The 24,024-nt window shown below is 66.3% G+C and carries 24 protein-coding genes and 1 pseudogene; 10 read left to right on the plus strand and 15 right to left on the minus strand.

The genetic code is table 11. The features are described from left to right. The first annotated feature begins 3 nt into the window (after window positions 1-3). Window positions 4-240 (plus strand): glucose PTS transporter subunit EIIB, encoded by a 237-nt coding sequence (locus OLW90_RS03535; protein ID WP_319651383.1) that lies wholly within the window; start codon window positions 4-6, stop codon window positions 238-240. Next, a complete protein-coding gene (locus tag OLW90_RS03540; protein WP_319651384.1) occupies window positions 237-680 on the plus strand; it encodes a PTS glucose transporter subunit IIA in 444 nt (147 codons plus the stop codon). Before OLW90_RS03535 ends, OLW90_RS03540 begins: the two co-directional genes overlap by 4 nt. Here the strand turns inward: OLW90_RS03540 and OLW90_RS03545 are convergent. Then, window positions 677-1,462, minus strand: coding sequence for a Cof-type HAD-IIB family hydrolase (locus OLW90_RS03545; RefSeq protein ID WP_319651385.1), 786 nt, complete (start codon window positions 1,460-1,462; stop codon window positions 677-679). The genes OLW90_RS03540 and OLW90_RS03545 overlap by 4 nt on opposite strands. Before the next feature lie 48 nt (window positions 1,463-1,510). Between OLW90_RS03545 and OLW90_RS03550 the strand changes: the two genes are divergently transcribed. Continuing rightward, complete coding sequence (locus tag OLW90_RS03550) at window positions 1,511-2,542, plus strand: 3-hydroxyisobutyryl-CoA hydrolase (protein ID WP_319651386.1); 1,032 nt, start codon at window positions 1,511-1,513, stop codon at window positions 2,540-2,542. A 15-nt stretch (window positions 2,543-2,557) separates the two neighbouring features. On the opposite strand, the gene OLW90_RS03555 is transcribed toward OLW90_RS03550, so the two are convergent. The 5 genes and pseudogenes from OLW90_RS03555 to OLW90_RS03575 all read right to left on the minus strand — a co-directional run bounded on the left by OLW90_RS03555 (window position 2,558) and on the right by OLW90_RS03575 (window position 7,715). Further along, the gene (locus OLW90_RS03555; protein WP_319651387.1) at window positions 2,558-2,872 is read right to left on the minus strand and encodes a DNA glycosylase AlkZ-like family protein; all 315 of its coding nucleotides are present in this window, start codon (window positions 2,870-2,872) and stop codon (window positions 2,558-2,560) included. A gap of 76 nt (window positions 2,873-2,948) precedes the next feature. Further along, window positions 2,949-3,530: pseudogene (locus OLW90_RS03560) on the minus strand (DNA glycosylase AlkZ-like family protein); the annotation flags it as partial. Beyond that, complete coding sequence (locus tag OLW90_RS03565; RefSeq protein WP_319651388.1) at window positions 3,531-4,592, minus strand: DUF6882 domain-containing protein; 1,062 nt, start codon at window positions 4,590-4,592, stop codon at window positions 3,531-3,533. 33 nt (window positions 4,593-4,625) lie between these two features. Next, a complete protein-coding gene (locus OLW90_RS03570) occupies window positions 4,626-5,210 on the minus strand; it encodes a TetR/AcrR family transcriptional regulator (RefSeq protein WP_319651389.1) in 585 nt (194 codons plus the stop codon). Window positions 5,211-5,222: 12 nt separating this feature from the next. Further along, the gene (locus OLW90_RS03575) at window positions 5,223-7,715 is read right to left on the minus strand and encodes an MMPL family transporter (RefSeq protein ID WP_319651390.1); all 2,493 of its coding nucleotides are present in this window, start codon (window positions 7,713-7,715) and stop codon (window positions 5,223-5,225) included. 217 nt (window positions 7,716-7,932) lie between these two features. On the opposite strand from OLW90_RS03575, the gene OLW90_RS03580 reads away from it, so the two are divergent. Beyond that, window positions 7,933-8,622 carry a hypothetical protein gene (locus OLW90_RS03580; protein WP_319651391.1) on the plus strand — a complete coding sequence of 230 codons (690 nt, stop codon included), beginning with the start codon at window positions 7,933-7,935 and terminating at the stop codon, window positions 8,620-8,622. Here the strand turns inward: OLW90_RS03580 and OLW90_RS03585 are convergent. Both OLW90_RS03585 and OLW90_RS03590 read right to left on the minus strand, forming a co-directional pair. Beyond that, window positions 8,592-9,167: a TetR/AcrR family transcriptional regulator gene (locus OLW90_RS03585; protein ID WP_319651392.1), complete on the minus strand. Its 576-nt coding sequence runs from the start codon at window positions 9,165-9,167 to the stop codon at window positions 8,592-8,594. The two genes, OLW90_RS03580 and OLW90_RS03585, sit on opposite strands and share 31 nt — an antisense overlap. Window positions 9,168-9,193: 26 nt before the next feature. Continuing rightward, window positions 9,194-10,684, minus strand: a complete 1,491-nt coding sequence (locus tag OLW90_RS03590; RefSeq protein ID WP_319651393.1) for an MFS transporter — start codon at window positions 10,682-10,684, stop codon at window positions 9,194-9,196. 137 nt (window positions 10,685-10,821) lie between these two features. On the opposite strand from OLW90_RS03590, the gene OLW90_RS03595 reads away from it, so the two are divergent. Continuing rightward, window positions 10,822-12,081, plus strand: coding sequence for an NRAMP family divalent metal transporter (locus tag OLW90_RS03595; RefSeq protein WP_319651394.1), 1,260 nt, complete (start codon window positions 10,822-10,824; stop codon window positions 12,079-12,081). 11 nt (window positions 12,082-12,092) lie between these two features. Here the strand turns inward: OLW90_RS03595 and OLW90_RS03600 are convergent, their stop codons facing one another. Genes OLW90_RS03600 through OLW90_RS03615 form a run of 4 tightly spaced genes read right to left on the minus strand, consistent with a single transcriptional unit; the run spans window position 12,093 to window position 16,817 of the window. Next, the gene (locus OLW90_RS03600; RefSeq protein WP_319651395.1) at window positions 12,093-12,710 is read right to left on the minus strand and encodes a GntR family transcriptional regulator; all 618 of its coding nucleotides are present in this window, start codon (window positions 12,708-12,710) and stop codon (window positions 12,093-12,095) included. Window positions 12,711-12,717: 7 nt separating this feature from the next. Continuing rightward, a complete protein-coding gene (locus tag OLW90_RS03605; protein ID WP_319651396.1) occupies window positions 12,718-14,475 on the minus strand; it encodes an acetyl/propionyl/methylcrotonyl-CoA carboxylase subunit alpha in 1,758 nt (585 codons plus the stop codon). Then, window positions 14,468-16,051: a carboxyltransferase domain-containing protein gene (locus OLW90_RS03610; protein WP_319651397.1), complete on the minus strand. Its 1,584-nt coding sequence runs from the start codon at window positions 16,049-16,051 to the stop codon at window positions 14,468-14,470. Before OLW90_RS03610 ends, OLW90_RS03605 begins: the two co-directional genes overlap by 8 nt. A 10-nt stretch (window positions 16,052-16,061) precedes the next feature. Then, window positions 16,062-16,817, minus strand: coding sequence for a 5-oxoprolinase subunit PxpA (locus OLW90_RS03615; protein ID WP_319651398.1), 756 nt, complete (start codon window positions 16,815-16,817; stop codon window positions 16,062-16,064). Window positions 16,818-17,028: 211 nt separating this feature from the next. Here OLW90_RS03615 and OLW90_RS03620 point away from each other — a divergent pair, with 211 nt between their 5' ends. After that, window positions 17,029-17,496 carry a CAP domain-containing protein gene (locus tag OLW90_RS03620; RefSeq protein ID WP_319651399.1) on the plus strand — a complete coding sequence of 156 codons (468 nt, stop codon included), beginning with the start codon at window positions 17,029-17,031 and terminating at the stop codon, window positions 17,494-17,496. 64 nt (window positions 17,497-17,560) lie between these two features. Here OLW90_RS03620 and OLW90_RS03625 read toward each other — a convergent pair whose 3' ends face one another. Then, complete coding sequence (locus OLW90_RS03625; RefSeq protein WP_319651400.1) at window positions 17,561-17,920, minus strand: hypothetical protein; 360 nt, start codon at window positions 17,918-17,920, stop codon at window positions 17,561-17,563. 2 nt (window positions 17,921-17,922) lie between these two features. Next, window positions 17,923-19,557, minus strand: coding sequence for a peptide chain release factor 3 (locus tag OLW90_RS03630; RefSeq protein WP_319651401.1), 1,635 nt, complete (start codon window positions 19,555-19,557; stop codon window positions 17,923-17,925). A 282-nt stretch (window positions 19,558-19,839) separates the two neighbouring features. On the opposite strand from OLW90_RS03630, the gene OLW90_RS03635 reads away from it, so the two are divergent. From OLW90_RS03635 to OLW90_RS03650, 4 genes are all read left to right on the plus strand, one after another. Next, the gene (locus tag OLW90_RS03635) at window positions 19,840-20,541 is read left to right on the plus strand and encodes an ABC transporter ATP-binding protein (protein WP_319651402.1); all 702 of its coding nucleotides are present in this window, start codon (window positions 19,840-19,842) and stop codon (window positions 20,539-20,541) included. Next, window positions 20,538-21,779: a hypothetical protein gene (locus OLW90_RS03640; protein ID WP_319651403.1), complete on the plus strand. Its 1,242-nt coding sequence runs from the start codon at window positions 20,538-20,540 to the stop codon at window positions 21,777-21,779. Before OLW90_RS03635 ends, OLW90_RS03640 begins: the two co-directional genes overlap by 4 nt. 44 nt (window positions 21,780-21,823) lie before the next feature. After that, a complete protein-coding gene (locus tag OLW90_RS03645; protein WP_319651404.1) occupies window positions 21,824-22,396 on the plus strand; it encodes a hypothetical protein in 573 nt (190 codons plus the stop codon). A gap of 106 nt (window positions 22,397-22,502) precedes the next feature. Continuing rightward, on the plus strand, window positions 22,503-23,399 hold the full coding sequence (locus OLW90_RS03650; RefSeq protein WP_319651405.1) for a GDSL-type esterase/lipase family protein: 897 nt from the start codon (window positions 22,503-22,505) through the stop codon (window positions 23,397-23,399). A 13-nt stretch (window positions 23,400-23,412) separates the two neighbouring features. On the opposite strand, the gene OLW90_RS03655 is transcribed toward OLW90_RS03650, so the two are convergent. Next, window positions 23,413-24,021, minus strand: coding sequence for a hypothetical protein (locus OLW90_RS03655; RefSeq protein ID WP_319651406.1), 609 nt, complete (start codon window positions 24,019-24,021; stop codon window positions 23,413-23,415). Window positions 24,022-24,024: the final 3 nt, after the last annotated feature.

The following is a 24,024-nucleotide window of genomic DNA, read 5'->3' on the forward strand; positions in this document are numbered from 1 at the left end:
GCTATGGCACAGATCAACACCGAGGGCATCATCGCGGGCCTGGGCGGCACGGATAACATCGAGGAGATCGAGGGCTGCATTACGCGCCTGCGCACGGTGGTGAGCGACGCCTCCGTGGTGGACGAGGCCGCCCTGCGCACCGCCGGTGCCATCGGGGTGGTGGCCGCCGGTTCCGTGGTGCAGGTGGTGGTGGGCCCGCAGGCGGAGATGATCGCCGAGGACATCGAGGACCTGCTATGAGCGAGGTTCTTGCGCCCCTGGCCGGCAGCGTGATCGCGTTGAGCGAGGTCAAGGACGAGGTCTTTGCCTCCGGCATGGTGGGCAAGGGGGTGGCCGTGGTGCCGCCCGCGCAGGGCACCATCGAGGTGGTGGCCCCGCTGGGCGGCACCCTCAAGCAGGTGCTCCCGCACGCCTTCATCGTCATGGAGGAGTCCGGCACCGGAATCCTGGTGCACGTGGGCATTGACACCGTGGAGCTAGACGGCAAGGGCTTTGAGGTGCACAAGGCCAAGGGGGAACAGGTGCGCGCCGGGGAGCCGGTGGTGACTATCGACGCCCCCGCCATCGCTGCCGCAGGCTACGACCTCACCTGCCCCGTGGTGGTCATGGCCGGGGAACTCGGTGACGTGGTGGCCTCCGGCGAGGTGGAAGCCGCGGCGGTGCTGTACCGGGTGGGCTAACCCAGAAGTTCTTCTAGCACCGTGAGCACCCCGGCCTCGGTGTTGGGTGGGGCGATGTGGTCGGCCACCTCCTTAATCAGGGGGTGGGCGTTGCTCATGGCGTAGGCGGTGCCCGCGGTGCGCAGCATTTCCAGGTCGTTGAGGTAATCGCCAAAGGCGATCGTGCGCTCTATCGGAATCCCCAGGGCCTCGCTCAGTTGGGAAAGGGCGCGGCCCTTAGTGGCCTCCGGGCTCATCACGTCCACCCAGTGCTTGCCGGAGAGCGTCGGTTGCTCCTCGGGGGCGGCGGCCTTGAGCAGGGGCAGGGCGTGGGTTTCCGCGTCCGCCTCGGAGTAGAGGGCAATCTTGATCACGGTATCGTCCACGGCCTCGTGCAGGTCTGTCACGCTGCGCACGCGGTGGTAATACTTGGCCACTTCGTCGAGAATATCCGGCCTGTTCACGTAGGCCATCGTGGGCGTGCATACCACCAGTTCCATGCGGGTGGGGGCGGTGGCGGCGGCGTCGATAAGCGCGTGGGCGGAGTGCTCCCGCATGGGGGTGGTGGAAACCACCTTGCCCCCGGCATAGACCACGGTGCCGTTTTCCGCGATGAAGTCGAGTTCCGCTCCCAGGGGGCCAAAGAGATCTCGGAGGGTGGCCAGTTGGCGGCCGGAGGCGGGAACCAGAACGATCCCGGCCTGCGCTAGGCGGGGATAGAAATCCCAGAAGCGCTCGGGAATCTTTCCCTGCCCGTCAAGGAAGGTGCCGTCCATGTCTACCGCTACGAGCCGTCGCTCCATTGGTTATTCTCCGTGTCCTACGTCGGGTGATGTGGAACACTGGGAGGCATGACTGATACGACGCCTCCCGTTCTCACGCATGTGGATCAGACTACCGGAATCATTCAGCTCAACCGCCCCAAGGCCCTCAACAGCCTCAACCCGGAAATGGTGCACGCCATCGCGCAGGCCTTGGAGCAGTGGCGGGACAACCCGGAGATCACCCAGGTGCTCATCGAATCCGCCACGCCCAAGGGTTTCTGCGCGGGCGGCGACGTGCGCTACGCCCGCGAGCGGATCCTGGCGGGCGAGGAGCGCCACATCGATGAGTTCTTTGATGAGGAATACGCCATGAACAAGGCCCTGGCGGCGTACCCCAAGCCCTACGTGGCGCTGATCGACGGCGTGGTGATGGGCGGTGGGCTGGGGGTGAGCGCGCACGGCTCGCACCGGGTGGTCACGGAGAACGCCTTTGCCTCCATGCCGGAAATGGTGATCGGCTACATCACGGACGTGGGCATGAGCTGGGTGCTCCAGCATCTCCCCGGCAGCGGTCAGGCCCTGGGTGCCTTCCTGGGGATCACCGCCTGGCGGCTCAACCCCACGGAAATGCTCTGGACGGGCCTGGCCACGCACTACGTTCCCTCGGCGGAACTGGGGCAGGCGCGCCAGGCGATCCTGGATCACGGTGTGGAGCGGGCCCTGGCACGGTGGGAGAACCACCCCGAAGAGGAGAATCGCCTGCTTGACCTGCTGCCTGCCATTGAGGCCTCCTTTGCTCATTCCTCCTGGGGTGAGGTGGAGGCTGCTGCGCGGGAGTACCCCGAGTTGTGGTCGGTGGTGGAGGAATCCCTGCGCGAGGCCAACCCGGCCTCCGTGGTGGCCGCTGCCGCGCTCTTTGCCGCCAATAGCGCGGTGGGGGTGAACGAGGGCATTGATAATGAGGCGCGCCTGGCCTTTGTGCTGCGCCGCGAGGCGAACTTTGCCGAGGGGGTGCGCGCGATCCTGGTGGATAAGGATCACGCCGCCACCTTTGCCCCCTCGGAGTTCGCGGACGTGGACGAGGCCGCCTATGCGCGCCTGCTGAACCCGTCTGCCTAGCCTTGAGGCGGGCTTTTAGGTGGCGCGCAGGCCGGCCACGGCCACCCCGCCCTCCATCACCCAGGGCCAGCTCAGGCCGTTACGGGTGAGCACGTTATCGCGCAGGTGCTCCGGCAGCACCATCTGCTTATTGGCGTATCCCAGCAGGTACTCATCAAAGGCGGGTAGCTCCAGGCGCAGGCGCAGCGCCGCCTCTATCTCCTTAGCGGTGACGTTTTCCTGCCAGGTGGCCAGCCAATAATCCGTGCCCGCGCAGCGCACCCGCGCGGTGCCGTGGGCTTCCCGGAGCGCCGCCGTGGCCTGCGTCTTGGAGAGCTTGGACCACGTCATGAGGTCCGCCACGCTCACCGGCCCCGTGCCCGGCGGCATAGCGCGAGCCCAGTTCCACCAGGGCCTCCTGGCCGGAGTAATCCAGATCGGCGCCGGGCAGGTGATCGACGTGCAGAAAGGTCTCCGCGTTGCCGCGCCGGGGTCCCTGCACCACGTCGCCCTCCCCGCCAAAAATACGCAGTAGGCGGGACCCGCGCCCCTGGCCCGGATCTATGCCCGCCGCGCGGAATACCTCGTAGGCCTCCTTGCGGGGCAGGGGATCGGAGCCGCGTTCCCGGAGCGCGGCGTGCAGGGCGGCGCGGGCGGTGATGACCTCCTTTTCCTCGGCCAGACCCAACCGCGCGGTGCGTGAGATCCTGGGGTAAAGCAGTCGGCTGAGCCAGCGCACGTCCTCGGCGGCGAGGAAATGCAGGGTGCCGCGCTGCGGCCAGGAACGCACCACCCGGAGGGAATCGACCTCGCGGAGCACGGCGGCATCGTCTAGCCCGCAGCGCAGCGCGAGCGCGCGGATACCCGCCGGGTAGGTCTGGCCTTGGAGGGCCAGGAGCCCACGGGTCACGTCCAGGGCGGAGGAGTAACGGGGCCGGGCCGCCGAGTCCGCTAATCCCTGGGCGATGAGCCTGCGGGCGAGGAGTTCGCGTGGAGATACGTCCTCCATCTAGGCCGCACCCCGCGCGGTGGTGTAGGCGCGAAGTGCGCGCTGTTCATCGGCAAAGTCCGGCAGCGGCTGGGCGATGACTTCCCGCTGTACCTCCGTACTCAGCGGCGGCAGGTGGAGGTGCGGGGCCTCCAGGAGCAGCAGGGCCGTCACTCCGGGGGCCAGGCCCGCCACGGCGTGCGTCCACGCCCCCAGAATGGGCTTGGCGATCACCGCGAGGTCCCAGCGGGTGGCCTGAGTCAGGGGAATCCGGGGGCGTACCAGGGGGATGATGCCGTGCTGCTGGCCAAAGGCGAGGAGCGTGCGGCTGGGGGCCTGGGCGGCGGCGGGGAGTTGATCGTCTGCCCAACCCCAGGTGAAGGAATCCCCGTGGAAGATACCCAGCACCCGTGCCCTCATGCCCTCGGCGGTGCCGGAGGCAAGATCCAGGCGCACCTGCTGGGCGGGGTGTTGGGAGTGGAAGAAGAACTGGTGCTCGGCGGAGAGATAGGCGGCGTCCGAATACACCTGGGCCAGGGTGGGGGAGCCGGGGGCGGGAACTTGGAGGGCGGTATCGCCGTCAAAGTAGATGGGCTGCTGCGCGAGGGTGAGGGTATTGCCCGCCTCCACCAGGGGGAGATCGCGCAGCAGGGCAATGCCCCGTACCTCCTCCCGGCCCCGCTCCGGTTGGGTGGCCAGGCCCTCTATCAAGGCCGGGCGCAGGGGCACCCCGGAGGCGTCCAGATGCAGGGCTACCACCATGCGGGAGGCGGAATCTTTGGCGTCCTTGCTGCGGTGCAGGCGCGGGGCGAGGACGGCCGGGGCGGCGTCGAAAAGCAATCCCGCCTGGTCGAGTAGTTCCTGGCGCAGAGGCTCGGTGCCACCGCGCGAGGCGGTGAGCCAACGCCAGGTATCGCCCTGCACCTCGGCCACCCGCGTGCCGCGCAGCGCCGTGCGTCCGGCGAGCACGGAGACGGGGGCGTCGGGGGTGTCATCGGTGGCGGACGGGCCGGTGAACTCCAGGGGGCCGCGAATCTGACGCAGCGCGGCGAGCCCCTGGGCGCGGGCGATGAGATTGCTCATGCCCGCGATGATACGGGGGTCGGGCGGGGAGGATCAGGCCAGGCCGCGCAGGATGGCAAAGGCCTGGCGGATCAGCCGCTCCTCATCGCCTGGTTGGGAATCCGAGTTACGGGCGACGTCCATCAGGGCCACCACGATGGCCTGGGAGGCCGCGCCCAGGGAGATCTTAATTTCCATCTCGCTCAGATCCGGGAAGCATGAGTGCAGCTTCTCGATGAGTCCATCGAACTCCTGCTTCATGGAGGTCTTGATGTCCCCGTTGCCCAGGGCCTCACCCACCTCGCCCAGGCGGGCGATCACGGAGAGGGAGGCAAAGTGGGAGGAATCGTGGTGCAGGCCGCGCACCGCCACCTCCTCCATCGCGCTGAGGAGGGAGAGCCCCGGAGGAAGATTATTCATCTCCTCCATGAGGGCTCTCACCCGGCGCACGAGGGCGTGGAAAAGAGCCTCCTCCCGTGAGGAAAAGTAATTGTGGAAGGTGCGGGGGGAAACCCCGGCGTTCTCCGCGATGGCGGCCACGGTGAGTCCCTCCACGCCCTGTGCCAGGGCGATGGCGGCGGCGGATTCCGCCAGGGCCGATCGGGTGGCGGCCTTCTTGGTTTCCCTCAGACTGGTCATCTCAGTGCTTTCTTACTTGCTTTCCGTAGTTTCCGTGGTCGATCCGGCGGTGGTGTCGGCGGTGGTGCCAGCGCTGGTGGCGGTAGCGGCGGTGGTGCCGGTACCAGCCGTTTCTGCACCGGCAGCGCTCGCAGCACTAGCCGCAGCGTCACCGGCGGACTGCTCCCGGATGGAGGTCAGCGCCGCGCCCTCCACGTCCACATTAGGCAGGATTCGATCCAACCAGCCGGGGATCTTCCAGGCGCGATCGCCCAGCAGGTACATGGTGGCTGGAATGATCATCATGCGTACCACAAAGGCGTCAAAGAATACGGCGGCGGCCAGGGCAAAGCCCATCGTCTTGATGAAGGCGGCGTCCTGCATGATGAAGGCCGCGAACACGGACATCATGATGAGAGCGGCGGCGGTGACCACGCGCGCCCCGTGGCGGAAGCCGCTCTCCGTGGCCTCGGCGGCGCTCATGCCGTGGTGGTAGTCCTCGCGCATGCGGGTGACCAGGAACACCTGGTAGTCCATCGCCAGGCCAAAGACCAGGCCGATGAGCATGATGGGCAGGAAGCTCAGCAGCGGCTGCGGATCGCTGATGATGCCCAGCCAGCCCTCCTGGAAGATGGCCACCGTCACGCCAAAGGTGGCGGCCACGGAGAGGCCAAAGCCCAGGGCGGCGATCAGCGGTACCCACACGGAGCGGAACACGATCATCAGCACCAGGAACGCCAGGGTGAGCACGATGGCGATGTAGGGCAGCAGCACCTCGGAGAGGCGGTCGGACATGTCATCGAAGATCGGGGTGGAGCCGGTGATGCCGTAGCTAGCGCCGGTCTGCTCGCGGAAGTCCGCCTCGGCCTCGCGCAGTTCGGTCAGGGTCGTGGAGGTGGATTCGTCCGTGGCTCCACCGGCGGGGGTGATGAGGACCTGGGCGGCGGTGCCGTCCTCGCTCATGCCCGCGATCTGGGCGTTTACCACGCCCTCGGTGGTGTTGAAGCGCTCCACTGCCTGCGCGAAGGCGGGCATACGGTCTTGCTCGGGGAGGTCACCGGCCTCCACCAGGGCGATCATGGGGGCGTTGCGGCCGGGGCCAAAGGCCTCGGACATCGTCTCGTACGCCTCGCGCTGCGGGGTGCCGGGCGCGGAGGAGCCGTCGGTAGGCATGGCCAGGCGCATGTTCGCCATGGGAATGGCGAGCAGGCCGAGCAGCAGCACGCCGCTGATGAGGGAGAGCCAGGGGCGCTTGCCCACCTGCTGCGCCCAGCGGCGGCCCATCGTGGGCTTGGAGTTATCCGGGTCCGGCACCGAGGGGCCGGGGATACGCCCGGCGAATACGCGGGTGCCCAGCAGGCTGAGCAGGGCGGGCAGGAAGGACAGGGAGATCAACACGGCGATGGCCACGGTGAGCGCGGCGGCCAGGGCCATCCAGGTGAGGAAGGGGATATTGATGATGGAGAGCGCCGCCAGGGCGATAAGCACGGTCAGGCCGGCAAAGACCACCGAGGAGCCGGCCGTGCCGGTGGCCATGCCCATCGCGTGCGCGCGTTCGGACACGGAAAGCCCGCGGATGTGTGCGGAGAGTTCCTTGGGGCTGAGGTCGCCGGTAACGCCGTCTTTGCGCTTGATGAGCGCGATCAGCTCGTTGCGGAAGCGCGAGGCGATGAACAGCGCGTAATCAATGCCCACGGCCAGACCGATCATGGAGGCCAGGGTGGGGGTCATGTCATTGATGTCATCGCTGATTAGGGTGGCCAACTGCACGCCAAGGATGCCGATGCCCACGCCGATGATGGCGGAGACGATGGGCATACCGGCGGCGATCACGGAACCAAAGGTGATGAGCAGCACCACGGCGGCCACGGCCAGGCCGATGAGTTCGGAGGTCATGTCCATCTCGCCCGCGCCGCTGAACACGGTGCCGTTGTAGGTGACCTCAAGGTCATCGCTATTGGCGTTCTTCAGGGCGTTTTCCACGGCCTCCAGGTCGGAGGAATCCACGTCCTGGGTGGTGGGAGCAGCAAAGGTCACGCTCGCGGTGCCGGTGGTGCCGTCCTCGCTTAGGGGGCTGATCGCGGCGATGTTCTCCGCGATCTGCTCGGCGGGCAGGCCCTGCGCCTCAAGCTGCGGGGTCATCTGCGCGGTGAGTCCCTGGGCGGCCAGGGCGGGATTGACCAGGGCGTCCGTATCGGTGAGCGCCCCGGTGTCCTTGAGCTCCTGGAAGAGTTCCTCAATCTGGGCGGCCACCTGGGGATCGTCCAGGGTGGCGCCGTTCTTGGTGTGCAGCACCACGGTGCCGCTGGGGGTGCTCAGGGCATCGCCGGAATCGGGGAAGAGTTCCTGCATGCGCTCCTGGGTTTCCACGGCCTGGAGGCCGGGAATGGAAAAGGAGGAGGAGGGGGACTTGGTAAAGGCTCCGGCGAGCCCGCCGAGGGCCACCAGGATCACCAGCCAGAAGGCGAGGAAGGGCCATTTTTTCCGGTAGGCCAGGTGGCCGAGCCGGTAGAGAAAGCGTGACATGAGGGTCTTTCTGTAACGGGAACAGGAATCTTTGCATAGTGTATGTAAAGATTCTGTACCAGTGCAAGTTTTCTTGAACTGTGCAGATTTGCGGGGCGATGCCTGCTGACGGCACCGCGCGCCGGGGTAATTGCCGGGGTGATTACAGTGGTGGCAGCGCGCCTCCGTCGCCCCGCCCGCCGCATACCCGCCCCGTTTAGCACCGCTAGGAGCACCGTTGATCCTGCAAGCCGCCTCCATGGCCCTGGCCGATTCCGTAAACGTCCTGCTCATCGGCGTTCTGGTGGTGCTCGGCGTGCTCCTGCCGCGCGGCGGACGCTTCGGTGCGGTGGCCACGCTGCTGGTGCTGGGCGATTGGTTGGGCGTATTCCTGTACGCCCTGCTGGTTTTATTGCTTTTCGACGGCCTGGGCGACGTCATCACCACGGCCCTGGAATCCCCGATCTACGCCCTCGTCCTCGTGGCCTTTGGCGCGTTCTCCCTCATCGCCACCGCGCGCAGTTCCGGGGAGGGCACCGTGGCGCTGGTGCGCCGGGTGTTGGGGCCGCTGCGCGGGCCCGCGGCCATGACTCCGGTGGTGGGGTTCGTGCTCGGCGTGGTGCAATCGGCCACCTCCGTGCCGTTCTATCTGGGCATTGGGGTGGTCTCGGCGGGGGACTTTGGTGTGGCCCAGCGCTACCTGGGCATGGTGGTGTACGCCACCATCGCGCTGAGCCTGCCCATTCTCAGCGCCTTCGCGGTGGCCTGGGTGCGCCGATACCCCTATTCCCCGGTGGGGCGGCTTTTTGAATGGGCGCGCATGAACCCGCTGACCTCCATTCGCATCGCGGGCTACGTGGTGGGCGTGTTCCTGGTGGTGCTCGGGGCCTGGACGCTTTACGACGTCACCCTGGGCTCCTCCGGGTAGGTCAGCGCGAGGAGGTCGCGCTCCAGTTCCTCCAGGTCCGCAGGGGTAAGAATGGCTCCCCACAGCGGGCCGGAACTGCTGCCATCGGTGGCGGCGATGATGAGCCGCACGGTGCGCGCGGGGAGGCCGTCGGCATGCAATTGCTCGCGCCATAGGGCGGCGTCGCGCTGGGTGATCTCGTGCAGTTCCGGCTCGGAGAGCAGGTGGGCGGCCAGTGCTAGTTCATCGTGGAGCGCTCCGGGGTTGTGCAGATCCGCGAAAATGGTGCGGATATAGGTGCGGCAGAGGTGTCCGGGGGTAGTATCCCCGGATTGGGCGTCCGCGTGTTCTACGTCATGACGGAAGCGCTGCACAGAGTCTTCGACCAATCCGTGCAGCAGGTCATTCTTGCTGGGAAAGTGATACAGCAATCCACCCTTGGACACCTGGGCCTCCTTGGCGATGGCCGCCAGGGAAACGGTGGGGCCGTGGCGGCGCACCAGGCGCGCGGCGGCGAGGAGGATGAGTTCCCTGGTTTCCTCCGGGGTGCGGGTGGTGCGGGCCATGTGGGGCGTCCTTTCTGGGGGTGGTGTTAGTGCTCCGCCGTCACGGCGGTTTTCTCGTTGGGGATGAGGAAGTAGGCTACGGCCGCAGCACCCAACATAATGCCCGCCGCGACGAGCGTGGTGGACTGCATGGCGGAAACAAACGCCTCCTGGGCTGCGTGCAGCGCGGCGCTGCCGACGTCAAAGACGTGTGCCGCGGTGGCCAGGGAGTCCTCGGCCTGGTTGGCCAGGGTGGCGTCGGTATCGGTGGGCAGGGCGAGGTTGAAGCGGTACAGCACGGTGATGAGCGAGCCGAGAATAGCGATGCCCAGCGCGGCACCGAGTTCGTAGGCCGTCTCCGCGATGGAGGAGGCCGCCCCGGCCTTGCTCGGGCGCACGGCGGAGACTACAGCGTCCACGCTGAGCGTTTCCGCGATGCCCACGCCCAGGCCCAGCGGCATGGTGGCCAGCATTAGCCAGAGCAGATTATCCGCGCCCTCGGTGATGGAAACGAGGGTCAGGCCCACCGCGCCGATGAGCAGGGCCACCGCGATGGCCCGTCCGCGTCCCAGTCGGGTCAGCAGGAAGCCCACGCAGGCGGCGGCCAGCATGGCGGAGATCGCCACTGGTAGTTCCGCCAGGCCCGCCTGGAAGGGGCTGAGTTCGCGCCCCAATTGGAGGTACTGGGAATAGAAGAACAGCGCACCGCTAAGCGCGAACACGGAGATAAGGTTCACCAACACCGCGCCGCTAAAGGCCGGGTTCTTGAACAGGTCCACCTCGATCATGGGCGAGGCCACGCTGCGCTGACGCCGGATAAAGAGGTATCCGCTGATTAGGCCCAGGGCCAGGATCGCGGCCTCGGTGAGGCCGAAGGAACCACCGGCGATCTTCTTGACGGTGTACACCAGCGGAATGATCGCCAGCATGGATAGGGCGCTGGAAACCAGGTCAAAGGGGCCGGGGGAAGGGTTGCGGGATTCCGGCAGCAGCCAGCCGCCCAGGACGATCACGGCCAGGATCACCGGGATATTGATGAGGAACACCGAGCCCCACCAGAAGTGCTCCAGCAGCGCCCCGCCGATGAGCGGGCCGAGCGCAATGCCGCTGGCCGAGGCCGCGGACCACAGCGCGATGGCGCGGGTGCGCTCGGTGGGGTCGGTGAAGATATTGCGGATAAGGGAGAGCGTGGAGGGCATCACGGTGGCTCCGGCCACGCCCAGCAGGAGGCGGGCGGCGATGAGGACCTCGGGGGTGGGGGCAAAGGCCGCTAAGAGGGAGGCGGCGCCAAAGGCGGCGCTGCCGATGAGCAAGAGGCGCTTGCGGCCAATGCGGTCCGCGAGGTTGCCCATCGTGACGAGCAGGCCCGCCAGGACGAGGGAATAAATGTCCCCGATCCACAGCACCTGCGTGGCGGTGGGGGCGAGGTCGCGGGTGAGGGAGGGTACCGCGAGGTATAACACCGTGGAATCAATAACAAGCAGCAAAACGGCGCTGATCAGCACCCCTAGGCTGCTCCATCGTTGGGTGGCGCTCATAAGCACTCCTAAAACTGTACCGTCTGGACGGTTTATTTTTAGCACGCGGGGGTGGCCGATGCAACATGTGGCGTGGCGTTGTGTAGATTGTTCAACAACAATCTCATGCCTCACATCACACCAGGAGGGGAAGTGCTATGAGCGAAACACCGGAGAAGGCCCACGCCCGCGCCGCATCGAAAGCCGAATCCCGCGCTGAAACCCGCGCGCGCAACAGCGCCGGGCGCACCGCCATTCTCGGGGCGATGTTCCTGATGGCCACCAGCGCCATCGGCCCCGGATTTCTCACGCAGACCAGCGTGTTCACCGTGCAAATGGGCGCTGCCTTTGCCTTTGCCATCCTGGTGTCCATCCTGGTGGACGTGGCCATTCAGATGAACGTGTGGCGAGTACTCGGCGTGACGGGCCTGCGCGCCAATGAGCTGGGTAATACCGTGCTCCCGGGCCTGGGCTGGGTGATGGCGGCCTGCGTGTTCGCCGGCGGGCTGGTGTTTAACATCGGCAACATCGCCGGGGCCGGGCTGGGAGCCAATGCCATGCTGGGGGTGGACCCCAAGATCGGTGGGGCCGTATCCGCCCTGGTGGCCGTGCTGGTGTTCCTGTCCAAGCGCGCGGGCATGGCCCTGGATCGGATCGTGGCGGGCCTGGGTGCGCTGATGATCCTGCTCATGCTGTACGTGGCCATCGCCTCGGCCCCGCCGGTGGGGGAGGCCTTAAAGAACACCGTGGCCCCGGCCGAGGTGGACTTCCTGGTGATTACCACGCTGGTGGGCGGCACCGTGGGCGGATACATCACCTTTGCCGGTGCCCACCGCATGATCGATAGCGGCTTCACCGGGCCGGAAAACCTCTCCCACATCACCAGGGGTTCCGTGCTGGGGATCATCGTCACCGGCGTGATGCGCGTGCTGCTTTTCCTGGCGGTGCTGGGCGTGGTGGCCACGGGCGTGACCCTGGCCAAGGACAACACGGCGGCGGACGCCTTCTACCACGCCGCCGGGGAGATCGGCCTGCGGCTTTTCGGCGTGGTGCTCTGGGCGGCGGGCCTGACCTCCGTGATCGGGGCCTCCTATACCTCGATTAGCTTCGTGACCACCCAGTCCACCCCGGCCAAGGTGCGTTCCCTGGCCACCGTCGCTTTTATCGCCGTGTGTGCGGTGGCCTATTTCCTGCTCAACTCCGCCCCGCAGACGCTGCTCATCTTTGCCGGTGCGTTTAACGGCCTGATCCTCCCGGTGGGCTTCGCGGTGGTGCTGTGGGTGACCTGGCGGCGCGGGGACCTGCTGCGCGGTTACACGTACCCGCTCTGGTTGAAGATCCTGGGCACGGTGGTGTGGGTGCTCACCATCTACTTGGGTTGGAACTCGCTGTCCGGCCTGGCCGCGCTGTGGGGATAACGCACCAGGGCTTAGGAGATAAGCCCCAGCACCAACCCGCAGGTGCGCGCTAGGGAATCCCGCAGCAGTTCCGCAGCGCTCGCGTGATCGCCCCCGCGCAGCGCGGTGACCACCGCCCGGTTATTCGCGATGAACTGCGCGTGAAAGTCCGGTTCCAGGCGCTCGGCGGAAAGAAACACCAGCCGCATTTGAGCAAGGATCTGCTGCATCGTTTCCGTGAGCAGGCAGGCCCCGGAGCCCGCCACGATCTCCTGATGAAAGCGCTGGTTGGCCTCCGCCACGAGGGGGAGATCGTGGCGTCGATAAGCAGCCTCCGCCTCGGCCACGGCGGCGTCGAGATCATCCACCGATACCCGGTCGCCCCAGCGCAGGGCGGCGGGTTCGATGATCATGCGCGCGGCGTAGAGCGCGCGGACGTCGGCGGACGTGGGGGAGGCGATGAACACCCCGCGATTCGGCTCGCGCACCACCAGCCCCTCGGCGGCGAGCATGGTGAAGGCCTCGCGCAGGGTATTGCGGGAAATACCCAACTTCTGGGTCATCTCAATCTCGCGGAGTTGATCGCCGGGGCGGTAGCGCCCGGCGGAAATCGCGCGACGCAGCCCGGAGGCTGCCTGCGCTGCTCTCATGTGTCCTCTATTCAATCCGAGCCAGGGCGGTGCCGCGTTCCACGGCCTCGCCAGGGGAGGTTAGGAGATGAATGGTACCGGAGCGCGGCGCGGTCACGTTGGATTCCATCTTCATCGCCTCCACGGTGGCCACGGCCTGCCCCTCGGTGACCTCTGCGCCGTCCTCCACCTTCCAGGCCACCAGCGTGCCGGTATAGGGGCAGGGGATCTCGTCGCCGCTGCTTTGCGACACCCCCGTGGTCGCCGTGGCACCGGGCTGTGCGGAGGCGGCGGGCGCGGCCGGAGCCGCGCTGGTGAATAGGTGAACGGGCAGTCCCAAGGAGTGCAGGCGACCGTCGATCTCGATGGTCACAGTGGTGCGCTCGGTGTAGGCCTCCTCGATGGCCTCGGCGGAGTCCCCAAAGGTGGGGGTGTATTCCTTATCCACCCAGTCCGTGTAGATGTCCAGGCTGTCCCCGATGAGCGCGGGGTGCTCCACGATGTCCCGCTGGAAGGGCAGCACCGTGCGCACGCCCTCGATGCGGAACTCGCGCAGGGCGCGGCGGGCGCGCACCAGGGCCACCTCGCGGGTGGGGCCCCACACGATCAGCTTGGCCAGCAGGGAATCGTACACGCCCGGAATGGTGAAGCCCGCGCGCACGCCGGTGTCCACGCGGATCCCGGGCCCCAGCGGCGGCTCAAAGGCGGTGATGGTGCCGGGGCAGGGCACAAAGCCGTGGGCCACGTCCTCGGCATTGATGCGGAACTCAAAGGCGTGCCCGTGGGAGGTGGGGTCGCCGTCAAAGGAAAGGGGGTGGCCCGCCGCGATGCGGAACTGCTCCGCGATGATGTCCAGGCCGGTCACGGCCTCGGTCACGGGGTGTTCCACCTGCACGCGGGTATTGACCTCCAGGAAGGAGACGGTGCCGTCCTCGGAGACGATGAACTCCACCGTGCCCGCCCCCAGGTAGCCTGCGGCGCGGCAGACCTCGCGCGCGCCCTCGACGATCGCGGTGCGCTGCTCCTCGGTGAGGAAGGGCGCGGGGGCTTCCTCCACGAGTTTTTGGAAGCGCCGCTGCGTGGAGCAATCGCGGGTGCCCAGCACGGCCACATTGCCGTGGCTATCCGCCAGCACCTGGGCCTCCACGTGGCGGGGTTTGGTGAGGAATTTCTCCACAAAGCATTCCCCGCGCCCAAAGGCCTCCGTGGCCTCGCGCCCGGCGGAGAGGAAGGCATCCTCGATCTCGCTGGCCTCGGAGACCACCTTCAGGCCGCGCCCGCCGCCGCCAAAGGCCGCCTTGATGGCGATGGGCAGGCCGTGTTCCTCGGCAAAGTCGCGGGCCTGTTCCCAGGAATCCACGGGATCGGAGGTACCCGGTGCAAGGGGCGCGCCCACGGATTCCGCGATGCGCCGTGCGGAGACCTTGTCGCCCAGGGAGTCGATGGTTTCCGGGCGGGGGCCGATCCAGGTCATGCCCGCCGCGATGACGTCGCGGGCAAAGGCGGAGTTCTCCGAGAGGAAGCCGTATCCGGGGTGGATACAGTCCGCGCCCGCGCGCAGGGCGATGTCGATGATGGCGGCGGCGTTGAGATACGTCTCCGCCGGGGAGGTGCCGGGCAGGCGATAGGCCTCATCGGCGGCCAGAGCGTGCGGGGCCTCGGCGTCCGCGTCGGAGTACACGGCGATGGACCTCATGCCGAGGTCGGCCGCCACGCGGGCGATGCGCACGGCGATCTCGCCGCGATTGGCGATGAGAACGGTGGTCAGGGGGGTAATCTCACTCATGGTCGTGCTCCTCTTTATATTCCTCATACTCCTCGAAGCGCACCGTGGCTCCGGCGGGTAACTGGGCGGCGAGGTCAAGATCCTCGGGGATAACGGTGGCGATCACGGGATAACCGCCGGTGACGGGGTGGTCGCGCAGGAACACCACGGGGGTGCCCTGGGGCGGCACCTGAATACACCCGGCCACCACGCCCTCGCTGGGAAGTTCCCCCTCGTGGGTGCGGCGCAGCGGGGTGCCATCGAGGCGCAGACCCACGCGATTGGAGCGCGGGGTCACCGTCCATTCCTGCTCCGTGAGCGCGGAGAACTCCCCGGCAAACCAGCGGTCGCGCGGGCCCGGTACGCACCGCAGCACGGCTACCTCGCCGGGGCGCACGCGCAGGGGATTGGCGGTGGGCCGCGCGGCTTGCCCGCCGCGATGCGGGTGCACGCGCAGGGTTTGTCCGGCCTCTAGGGGAGCGGGTCCCAGCCCGGAGAGCACGTCCGCAGAACGCGAGCCCAGCACCTGCGGCGCGGCCAGCCCGCCGCGCACGGCGAGGTAGGAGCGCTGGCCCGCGCTGGCCGGGCCGATGCTCAGCGTGGCCCCGGCCGGAAGCAAGCGTGGTGTGCCCAGGGGCACCGGGCGGCCGTTGATGGTGATCTCGGCCTGCGCGCCGGTGACGGCCACGGTGCTCTCGATGAGGGTGGTCAGGCGCAGCCCGCCGATATTCTCGATCACCGCGCTGCCGGTGGGATTGCCCACCGCGCTATTGGCGGCATAGGCGCTGGCGCGATCGGCGGCCCCGGAGCCGGTCACGCCGAGGTCACCGTGCCCACCGCGCCCCTGATCCTGAATGAGGCTGAGCAGGCCGGGATCGTCCAGCCTGAGCGCGGGCTGGTGTATCCCGCTTATCGACGCCTCGGCTGCTGTGTTGGCTGCTGCGGCAGCGTTTGTGGTGGCGGAAACCTCCACGGATTCCCGCACCGCGCGGTAACGCACCGTATCGCCGGGGCGTATCGCCGCGGGTGGGGTGGCGGCGGAATCCCACATAGGGGTGGGGGAGTGACCCAGCAGCCGCCACCCGCCGGGGGAGGTGCGGGGGTAGACCGCAGAAAAGGTATCGGCCAGGCCCACCGCGCCGTGCGGAACCTGGGTGCGCGGGCTGTCCAGGCGGGGCACCCGCCGCGCCCGGGCGGGGTCACTGGGCACGCAGTAGGTAAAGCCGGGGGCGAAGCCACCAAAGGCCGCTCGCCACGGAGTTTCCGTATGCCAGGAGATGAGTTCCTCGGTGGACATACCCAGGAGGTCTGCGGTATCGGTGAGGTCGGGGCCGTCGTAGATCACCTCCACCTCCACCTCGCGCGGTGCCTCGGTGGCGGCCCGTTCCGGTTCCACTCCGGCGAGCAGGCGCGCGGCCTGGTGGGCGTGGCGCGGGGAATCGGTGACCACCAGCACGGTGGCGGCAGCGGCGATCAGTTCCACCTGGCCCGGCACCGGGTGTTTGCTGAGGTGGGCGTGCCAGCGCAGGGCGAGGTCTAGTTCCCCCACCTCCACCAGCAGGGCGCGGGTGCCCACGCGATGAATTGTGGTACTCACGGCATGCTCCTTAGATAAAGCTGCGGATCGTCACGCCGTCCGCGCGCAGGCCCGCCACGATGGCCTGCGTCATCTCCACCGCGCCGGGGGAATCGCCGTGCACGCACACCGATTGCGCGTCCACGGGTACCTCCGTGCCATCGACGGCCGTGATGCTGCCCGTGGCGGCCACCTGGCGCACGCGCGTCAGCACCTCCTCCGCGCTGTGCAGTACCGCGCCGGGCTCTCGGCGGCTGAGCAGCGTGCCATCGGGGTGATAGCCGCGATCGGCAAAGGCCTCGCGGATCACCGTCATGCCCTGTTTCTCCGCCATCTCCACGGCTACCCCGCCGGGCAGCAGCATGAGGGGGAGATCCCCAAAGGCGCGCACCCCGTTGATGACCGCCTGGGCCTGTTCCTTATGGTGAACGATGGCATTGTAGAGCGCTCCGTGCGGTTTCACATAGGAGACTTTGGTTCCGTGTGCGGTGGCCAGGGCGGAGAGAGCACCGATTTGGTAAAGCACCTCATCGGCGAGTTCTGCGGGAGCATAGTCGATGAAGCGGCGGCCAAAACCGGGGGCGTCCTGGTATCCCACGTGCGCGCCGATGGTCACGCGGTTCTCCGCCGCCTGGCGCACGGTGCGGGCGATGGAATGAGGATCCCCGGCGTGAAAACCGCAGGCCACGTTGGCGCTGGAGACGAGCGAGATCATGGCGGCGTCATCGGCCACGGGGTTTCCTGCGGTGGTCTCACCGAGGTCGGCGTTGAGGTCGATGTGGGGCATGGGCGAACCCTCCTCCGAAGATTGTTGAACAATAATTTCGTGTCCTCCGAGTGTAGCCGCACGGCGGCTATTAGTGAAGGGTGTCATAGCCCAGAATGATGTGTGGTGTGACTTTCTCTAGTAAGGTAAGCGTGTCAGTACGCGAAAAATGGCGCGCGCTGGCCGATCCTTATAGAGTATGGGAGGGAGTCCGATGAAAGGGGTTACGACCATGACCAAGAGCTATGTAGCCAAGGGCCTGGCCAGCGCAATCGCGCTGGCCGCCGCACTGAGCGGCACCGCCGTAGCGGGCGCTGAGGAGGCCTCGGCGCGCGATTCTTATCAGTCCAGCGAGCAGTCTCCGCTGGCCTATCTGGCGCAAGAGATTTTTGATCTTACGAACGAGCACCGCGCCGAGCACAACATTGACGCGCTGCGTTACGATTCCTTCCTTGGCTGGAATGCCCAGCAGTGGGCCGAGGAGATGCGCGATAACCAGATCGTGGGTCACGCCGAGGGAACCGAGGTGGAGAACGTCGCCTGGTTCACCAACGCCCCCACCGCAGAAGAGGTGCTGAAGGTGTGGTTGCAGAACCCCGGTGCCCGCGAGAACCTGCTTGACCCCGAGCTGAACAAGATCGGCATTGGCATCGCCCAGGCCGAGGACGGCTCCTACGTGGTGCAGCGCTTCGAGGAGTAAGAGATAACTTCATAGTGCTGAGGGCTCCCAGGTCGGTATGGCCGGGGAGCCTTTTTTATGCCCCTTACTCCGCCACCACCCCCACGTTCGTCCCCGGCACCTCCCATGCGCCGGGCTCTGCGGGGAGGCCGCACACGAACTCCCGCGCCTGGCGGGGCAGGGGAATGAGCCAGCCCTCATCGGGATCGAGGGCCGGGCTGGTATCCCCCTCAAAGAGCGTCACCGGGCGGCCATCCCCGCAGCTAAGGCGCACCGCCGCGCCCGCCGTGAGGGCTTCCCCCGCCTCCCGCAGCGCCGCCGGGGAGGTGGTGAGCACAACCAGGGACTCCGCCGTGTGTACGTGCAGGTGCGCGGCCCGCACCTCCGCGACCTCGCGCGGCGCGCGGGGCAGGGGTGGGGTGGAGCGCCGCCGAAACCACCGCATGATTAATCGTCCGCCACCATCGGTTCCAGGGTGAACTCGGGGTGTTCGCGCTGCACAAAGGCCAGTTTCCACTTATCGCCAAAGAGTGCCACCAGTTCCCCGTCCGCGCGGGTGAAGATCTCCACGCCGCGCTGTCGGCCCAGCCCGGGGGCGGATTCGGCGTCGGTGCGCCGGGCCACCTTGTAGGGCACCGGGTCGGCCTGCGTCTCCACCCCGTACTCGTTGAGCATGCGGGCCTGCATGACCTCAAACTGCATGGGGCCCACCGCAGCCATGACGGGGGCGGCGTCGCCGCGGGCGTCGTTACGCAGAATCTGCACCACGCCCTCGGCGGTGAGTTGATCGAGGGCCTTGCGGAACTGCTTGTACTTGCCCAGGGACTTCGCGCGCAGGGTGCGGAAGTGCTCGGGCGCGAACTGCGGCATGGGCGGGTACTGCACCTTGCGGCCGGAAAAGATCGTATCGCCAGGGGCCAGCGCCCCGGCATTGACCAGACCCACGATGTCACCGGGGAAGGCCGTCTCCACCGTCTCGCGGGTGCGGCCAAACACCGTGAGCGCGTACTTGGTGGAAAAGGAGCGCCCGGACTGCGCGTGGGTGACCTGCATACCGCGCTCGAATTCTCCGGACACCACGCGCATAAAGGCCAGCGTATCGCGGTGATTGCGATCCATACCCGCCTGCACCTTGAACACCACCCCGGAGAACGGGTCGGCCACCTCGCGGTGGGTATCCATCGCGCTTGCCGACGCCGCCACGGCCTTCTCATCGGCGTTCCGCGAGCGGGGGGCGGGGGCCAGGGCGCAGAGGGTATCGAGGATTTGGTGTACGCCAAAGTTCAGCATGGCGGAGGCGAAGATTAGCGGGGAGGTCTCGCAATTTTCAAAGAGCTCCTGGTCGTGCAGAGCGCCGTCGGCCGCCAGCAGTTCCGCTTCCTCCTGGGCGGTGTCCCACACGTCCCCCTCGCGCCCGGCGGCGGCCTCGGGGTCGAAGTACTCCTCCGGGGCGATGCTGGCCCCGCCTGCGGTGCGGGTGAAGTGAATGTATTGGCTCACCTCGCCGGATTCCTCCACGCGGGCCAGGCCCCTAAAGTCCCCGGCCTCGCCCACGGGCCAGAACAGCGGGGTGGGTTGCAGGCCGATCTCGGAGACGATCTCGTCCACCAGTTCCAGGGGGGAGCGGCCCACGCGGTCCCACTTATTAATCACCGTGATAATCGGCAGGCCGCGCGCCTTGCACACGCGGAAGAGCTGGAGGGTCTGCGGCTCGAGGCCCTTGGCGGCGTCGATAAGCATGACCGCCGCGTCCACCGCCATGAGCACGCGGTAGGTGTCCTCGGAGAAGTCCGCGTGGCCGGGGGTGTCCACCAGGTTAATCATGTACGGCTCGCCCTCGTGCCCGTCCGGGGCGTACTCGAATTGCAGGGCGGAGGAGGCGATGGAAATGCCGCGATCCTTTTCCATCTCCATCCAGTCCGAGACGGTGGACTTGCGTCCCGCCTTGCCGTGCACCGCGCCGGCCTCCGCGATCATGTGCGCGTGCAGGGCCAGGGCCTCGGTGAGGGTGGACTTACCGGCGTCCGGGTGGGCGATGACGGCGAAGGTGCGGCGGCGGGAGGCTTCTGCGGCGGTGCTCATAGGGTATTAGGGTACTCAGAGGGGTGGGGCCGGGGGTAGTGGGGTAGCGCGGGGGATAGTGGTATACATCACTTTTTGTGGACTGGTGAGGGGTGGCGCTCTAACGTTAGGGAGGTATTTTTTCTCGCTCGTTGGGGGGATTTACGATGTTAATCAGCAAAAAATATAAGTCAATCGTAGTAGCCGCCGCTGGAGGGTGTCTTATTCGCACTAGCGGCGGGGCTTTCGAGCAGTCCTCGCGCACCACCACGTGCCTCTAGAAAGGGGACTCTTTTGACCTGTGTGAGCATTAGGGGACTCTCCTTCCATTACCGGAAGGCGGAGGTTCTCTGCGGGTTGGACTGGGAGATTGGGAGCGGCGTTACCGTGCTGCTGGGGCCCAACGGGTCCGGTAAGAGCACCCTCATCAAATGCCTAGCGGGTATTCTCCCGGTGCAGGAAGGCGTTATCACCTTTGCGGAGGGCGGTTCTGGCATAGGGTACGTCCCGCAGAACCCCAGCCTGCCGGGGCTCGCGCGGGTGCGAGATCTTCTCAGTTATGCCGCCTGGCTGAGCGGGGTGCCGCGTGGGGAGATCCCGCGCCGGGTAGATATAGCGGTGGAGCGTCTGGATTTGGGCGCACTTCAACGTCGCCGGGTGCGCAGCCTCAGCGGAGGGGAACGGCAGCGGGTGGCTATTGGCGCGGGGGTTATCAATGATCCCTCGCTATTGCTTCTCGACGAACCCACCGTGGGCTTAGATCCCTCCCAGCGCATGAGGACGCGCCGGATGATCGCAGATCTGGGTACCTCCGTGGTGATGTCCACTCACCTCACGGAGGATATTCAGGCTATGGAGGCCCAGGTGGCGATTCTTTCCGAGGGGAGGATTCAGGCTTCCGGCAGTAGCCGGGATCTACTGGCGCAGCAAAATAGCGAGGGCTATGGCTCCTCCTTTGAAGTCTTTTATGAAAGCATTGTTTTTGGGAAAAGAGACGAATCATGAGTTCCCTGCCTAGGGCGCACGTTTTCGCGCCCTTTCTCCTCATGGCGGTGGGAGGTTTCCTGGCCACCGTAGATCTCTTGCGCACGAGTTTCCCGGTGTGGCAGCACCTGTCGGTGGCCCTCCATGAGGGGCTGTGGTTGCCGGGTACCGCACTGGTTGGGCTTAGTGTTTTACTGGCGGTGCTTACCCACCCACGAGGTTCGATGCTGCACACTCCGGTGCATCCCCGCGCAGGGGTGTGGGATTTTCTCGCACAGGCGGGCGTGGTGGCGGCTTCCTCCCTTATCGGGTACGCGGTGGGGCTGCTTCCCGTACTTATCCGGGGTGCGCGTTACGCCTCTTGGGGGCACGTGCACTTTGTGGATGTCATTATTGCGGTTGCGGGTATAGCGCTGCTCGTGGGCAGTGGATATGCCGTGGGCATGTTAGCGGGCCGCATGATGATGATTCCCCTGGCGATGATCGTCACTTTTCTGCTTCTAGGGATCACGGTGGAACCATTGTGGCGGCCCTGGGGGCTGGTGGTTCCCGTGCGCGGCATTGAAGCGGACACCCGATTTGTGACCAGCCCTTTTACCGCTATCTTTGCGGTGCTGGCCACGGCGGTGGCCTTGGTTTTTCTAAGCCACCTGTTGCGGCACCGGTTACGCGGAGGTAGAGGTTACTTCACCTGGGGCCTGGCGCTGTGTGCTGTGGTTACCACGGCCTTTGTGTGGCGCCCGGAGATCTATGTGGTGGATCCTGGGTTGGAGCAGCGGTGCCATGAGGTGCAGGGGACGCAGGTGTGCCTGCACGCCGCGCACCTTCCGGCGCAGGCGGACGTGGATGAGGTGGTGGCTCGCCTGCAACGGGCGGGTTTAGGCGAGAGCCTCCGTGAGGTCAATGATCGCTCCGTGGTGGACCGCGATGATCCTCGCGCGGGGGAGGCTTTTGTGGACATTTTCACCGGCCCCTTTTCGGAGAACACTATTCCTGCTTCCACGGAGGAAGGAGTGGCCTACAGCGCAGTGAATTCCCTTATTACTCACGGCTGCGTGTGGTCGAAGGAGGACGCTCCCACGCAGAACCGTGATGCCGTGATGAACCTCAGAAATAATGCTTTGTACCTGGCCGGGTACGAGGCTGTGCTCGATGATTCCTGGAGCGCCGGAGTGAGATTCTCGGCCCAAGAGGTGGCGTCCATCATGGCCCGCCACGCCGAGGACATTGATGCCTGCCGTTGGGATGGCACCGCATGAGTGGGGTCGTGCGGGGCTTCATCCATGTGCGTGGTATTCCTGCGATGCTCCTGCTCGTGCTGGTAGCCATGAGTGCCTCGGTGGCGTTGGCAACGGTCTCGGTGGGGGTAAGCGTGGAACCTGGTCAGCCTACGCGGGGAGTGGGCGCACCGGAGATCTTTCCGGCCTTCCTCGCTGCGAGCCTGCCGCTGGTGTGTGTTCCGCGTTTCTCCGGCTGGGAGGCGGTGGGTTCTGTGTGGTCACGGGTGGTACACACTGTTTTCTCCGTAGGGGTGGGCTTTCTTCCCAGCCTTGCCACGGTGGCGTGGCACCTTTACGTTGATGCCCGCTACCCAGGTATTCCCCCTCTCTTGCCCTTGTTGGGGACTCCTGTGGTGTTAGGTTTGCTGGGGGTGGTGGCGCTCTACGCCTTTGGTACAGTGTGGTCTGTTCTTGCCCCCGGAGCACTCATGATCGCCATTGTGCTCGCCCAGCATCTTGCTCCAGAGGCTGCGTTCTCTCAGTATTTCTCCACCGCTAAGGAATGGGTGGTTCCTTGGGAACTGTGCCTGGTGCTTTTTGTGCTAGCCACGGGGTTAGCGTGGCGTAGGAATTCTCTTCCCCCGGGCGCGCCGTAGCGGTGATCGCCTGTGGTGAAACGCCCATGGCGTGGGGTCCGTGGAGCTGACGGGGCAAAAGTGGTCTGTGAGGATGCGGGGGGGGCTTTTCCTGTACCATATCGGCGTGAATAGAAACCTTTTCCTGCGCAAGGTGGCGGCCGCAGTAGTGGGCGCGATGATGGCCGCCGCACCCCTTGCCTCCGCTCAGCCCGGCCTTTCCCTTGGTTCCGTCGCTCCCGCCGTATGGGGCACCCCTCCTGCGGGAGCGCAGCAGATAGTGACCTTTGGCGATTCCTTCACCGCCATCGGGCCCGTCGTCCCGGGCAACGGCGAGCACACGGAGCAGGGCTACCAGCTCAAACCCACCTGTAAAAAGGACACCCGCAACTGGCCACACGCCGCCGCCGAGGCCACGAATAAAACCCTGGCGGACTGGTCCTGCAATGGCACGGGCGGCATGGCGCCGCTGCTGGAACTGCCCGCCGTGGTTGAGGAATCGATCCTCGCCGGAAACATCGGTCCCGGCACCGAGCGGGTGGTGATTATGTACGGTGGCCTGGATACCTTCCAATGGGTAGACGTGGCGACGTCGATGGCCAATGCGCAGAACATCGCCCCCAGCGCGATGCAGGGCGTCTATGCCGCGATCAAGAACCGGGTGGCCCAGGCGGCTCCCGACGCCGAGGTGGTCATTGCGGGGTACCCCGAGATGGCGAGCAACGACCGCGTGTGCCTTATCAATCCGATTCCCGATCAGCCGGCGGAACTGCCCGCGCCGGGGGCGGGGCTGGTGCAAGACCACCTACGTAACGCAGCGCGGCACGCCGCCGAGGCCAATGGCCTGCGCTTCATTGACACCCTGGAACTCACCCGAGGGCACGGAACCTGTGCGCCCAAGCCCGAGGACAGGTGGGTGGTGGGCATGTATGACCCGGCGGTGCCCACCAACCTGACCAATCACCCCTCCATTAATGGCAGCGGGGAGATCGGCAGGATCATTGGGCAGGAGTTGTATCGGTAGGTTTTGCTTAGCCTCACCCATCCCACCTAGCGGTATCCACTGCCCCCAAGGCGATCAAAGCGCCGAATAGGAAGATTACGCTCAGCGCAATAGTGAATGGGTTAATGGTGAGTAGCATATTCCACGGCACCGGGTGCTCGCTGTCTTTCCAGGAGTAAAGAAGAAGAAAGAGCAGCACACCCAGGGGCGGTGCCCAGGCCGCCATGCGGGAGGAGAAAGCTACGCTCAGGCAGCAGAGCCCCTGCCAGAGGGCCGTGGCGGAAAGGTATATGGCTACGTCGCGGGCCATGAGGCCGATACCCACGCTGGCCTGTACGGCCGCCATGCTGACGAGGAGCAGCAGAAACTGGGTAAGCATGATCCCGGCGAGGCTGAGCGCGCGTATCCGAAGTAGCCGAGTGGGTGCGGTGGCCTCCATCGCGGGGGCCACCGGGTGTACCGTGCTGGCCGCGAGCGCACCCAACACCACGGGGAGCAGGCGGGTAAGCGGGGTGTCCCGTATGCCATTGGCTCCGTAAATTCCGTAAGACGTAGGGAAAAGAAGAAGTAACAGCACGCAGGCCACGGTGCTAAGAGCGAGGGCGGTATAAACCCGTCGGGAGGAAAGGAAACTGCGGTACATGGC

Source organism: Corynebacterium sp. 21KM1197, from assembly GCF_033783015.1.
Taxonomy (GTDB): domain Bacteria; phylum Actinomycetota; class Actinomycetes; order Mycobacteriales; family Mycobacteriaceae; genus Corynebacterium.

Coding starts and splice junctions, on each gene's coding strand:
- OLW90_RS03605 (WP_319651396.1), bottom strand. CDS start 14,475: ATGAGTGAGATTACCCCCCTGACCACCGTTCTCATCGCCAATCGCGGC.
- OLW90_RS03615 (WP_319651398.1), bottom strand. CDS start 16,817: ATGCCCCACATCGACCTCAACGCCGACCTCGGTGAGACCACCGCAGGA.
- OLW90_RS03645 (WP_319651404.1), top strand. CDS start 21,824: ATGCTCCTGCTCGTGCTGGTAGCCATGAGTGCCTCGGTGGCGTTGGCA.
- OLW90_RS03545 (WP_319651385.1), bottom strand. CDS start 1,462: ATGGAGCGACGGCTCGTAGCGGTAGACATGGACGGCACCTTCCTTGAC.
- OLW90_RS03595 (WP_319651394.1), top strand. CDS start 10,822: ATGAGCGAAACACCGGAGAAGGCCCACGCCCGCGCCGCATCGAAAGCC.
- OLW90_RS03550 (WP_319651386.1), top strand. CDS start 1,511: ATGACTGATACGACGCCTCCCGTTCTCACGCATGTGGATCAGACTACC.
- OLW90_RS03570 (WP_319651389.1), bottom strand. CDS start 5,210: ATGACCAGTCTGAGGGAAACCAAGAAGGCCGCCACCCGATCGGCCCTG.
- OLW90_RS03585 (WP_319651392.1), bottom strand. CDS start 9,167: ATGGCCCGCACCACCCGCACCCCGGAGGAAACCAGGGAACTCATCCTC.
- OLW90_RS03565 (WP_319651388.1), bottom strand. CDS start 4,592: ATGAGCAATCTCATCGCCCGCGCCCAGGGGCTCGCCGCGCTGCGTCAG.
- OLW90_RS03620 (WP_319651399.1), top strand. CDS start 17,029: ATGACCAAGAGCTATGTAGCCAAGGGCCTGGCCAGCGCAATCGCGCTG.
- OLW90_RS03600 (WP_319651395.1), bottom strand. CDS start 12,710: ATGAGAGCAGCGCAGGCAGCCTCCGGGCTGCGTCGCGCGATTTCCGCC.
- OLW90_RS03640 (WP_319651403.1), top strand. CDS start 20,538: ATGAGTTCCCTGCCTAGGGCGCACGTTTTCGCGCCCTTTCTCCTCATG.
- OLW90_RS03540 (WP_319651384.1), top strand. CDS start 237: ATGAGCGAGGTTCTTGCGCCCCTGGCCGGCAGCGTGATCGCGTTGAGC.
- OLW90_RS03590 (WP_319651393.1), bottom strand. CDS start 10,684: ATGAGCGCCACCCAACGATGGAGCAGCCTAGGGGTGCTGATCAGCGCC.
- OLW90_RS03575 (WP_319651390.1), bottom strand. CDS start 7,715: ATGTCACGCTTTCTCTACCGGCTCGGCCACCTGGCCTACCGGAAAAAA.
- OLW90_RS03625 (WP_319651400.1), bottom strand. CDS start 17,920: ATGCGGTGGTTTCGGCGGCGCTCCACCCCACCCCTGCCCCGCGCGCCG.
- OLW90_RS03630 (WP_319651401.1), bottom strand. CDS start 19,557: ATGAGCACCGCCGCAGAAGCCTCCCGCCGCCGCACCTTCGCCGTCATC.
- OLW90_RS03655 (WP_319651406.1), bottom strand. CDS start 24,021: ATGTACCGCAGTTTCCTTTCCTCCCGACGGGTTTATACCGCCCTCGCT.
- OLW90_RS03555 (WP_319651387.1), bottom strand. CDS start 2,872: ATGACGTGGTCCAAGCTCTCCAAGACGCAGGCCACGGCGGCGCTCCGG.
- OLW90_RS03535 (WP_319651383.1), top strand. CDS start 4: ATGGCACAGATCAACACCGAGGGCATCATCGCGGGCCTGGGCGGCACG.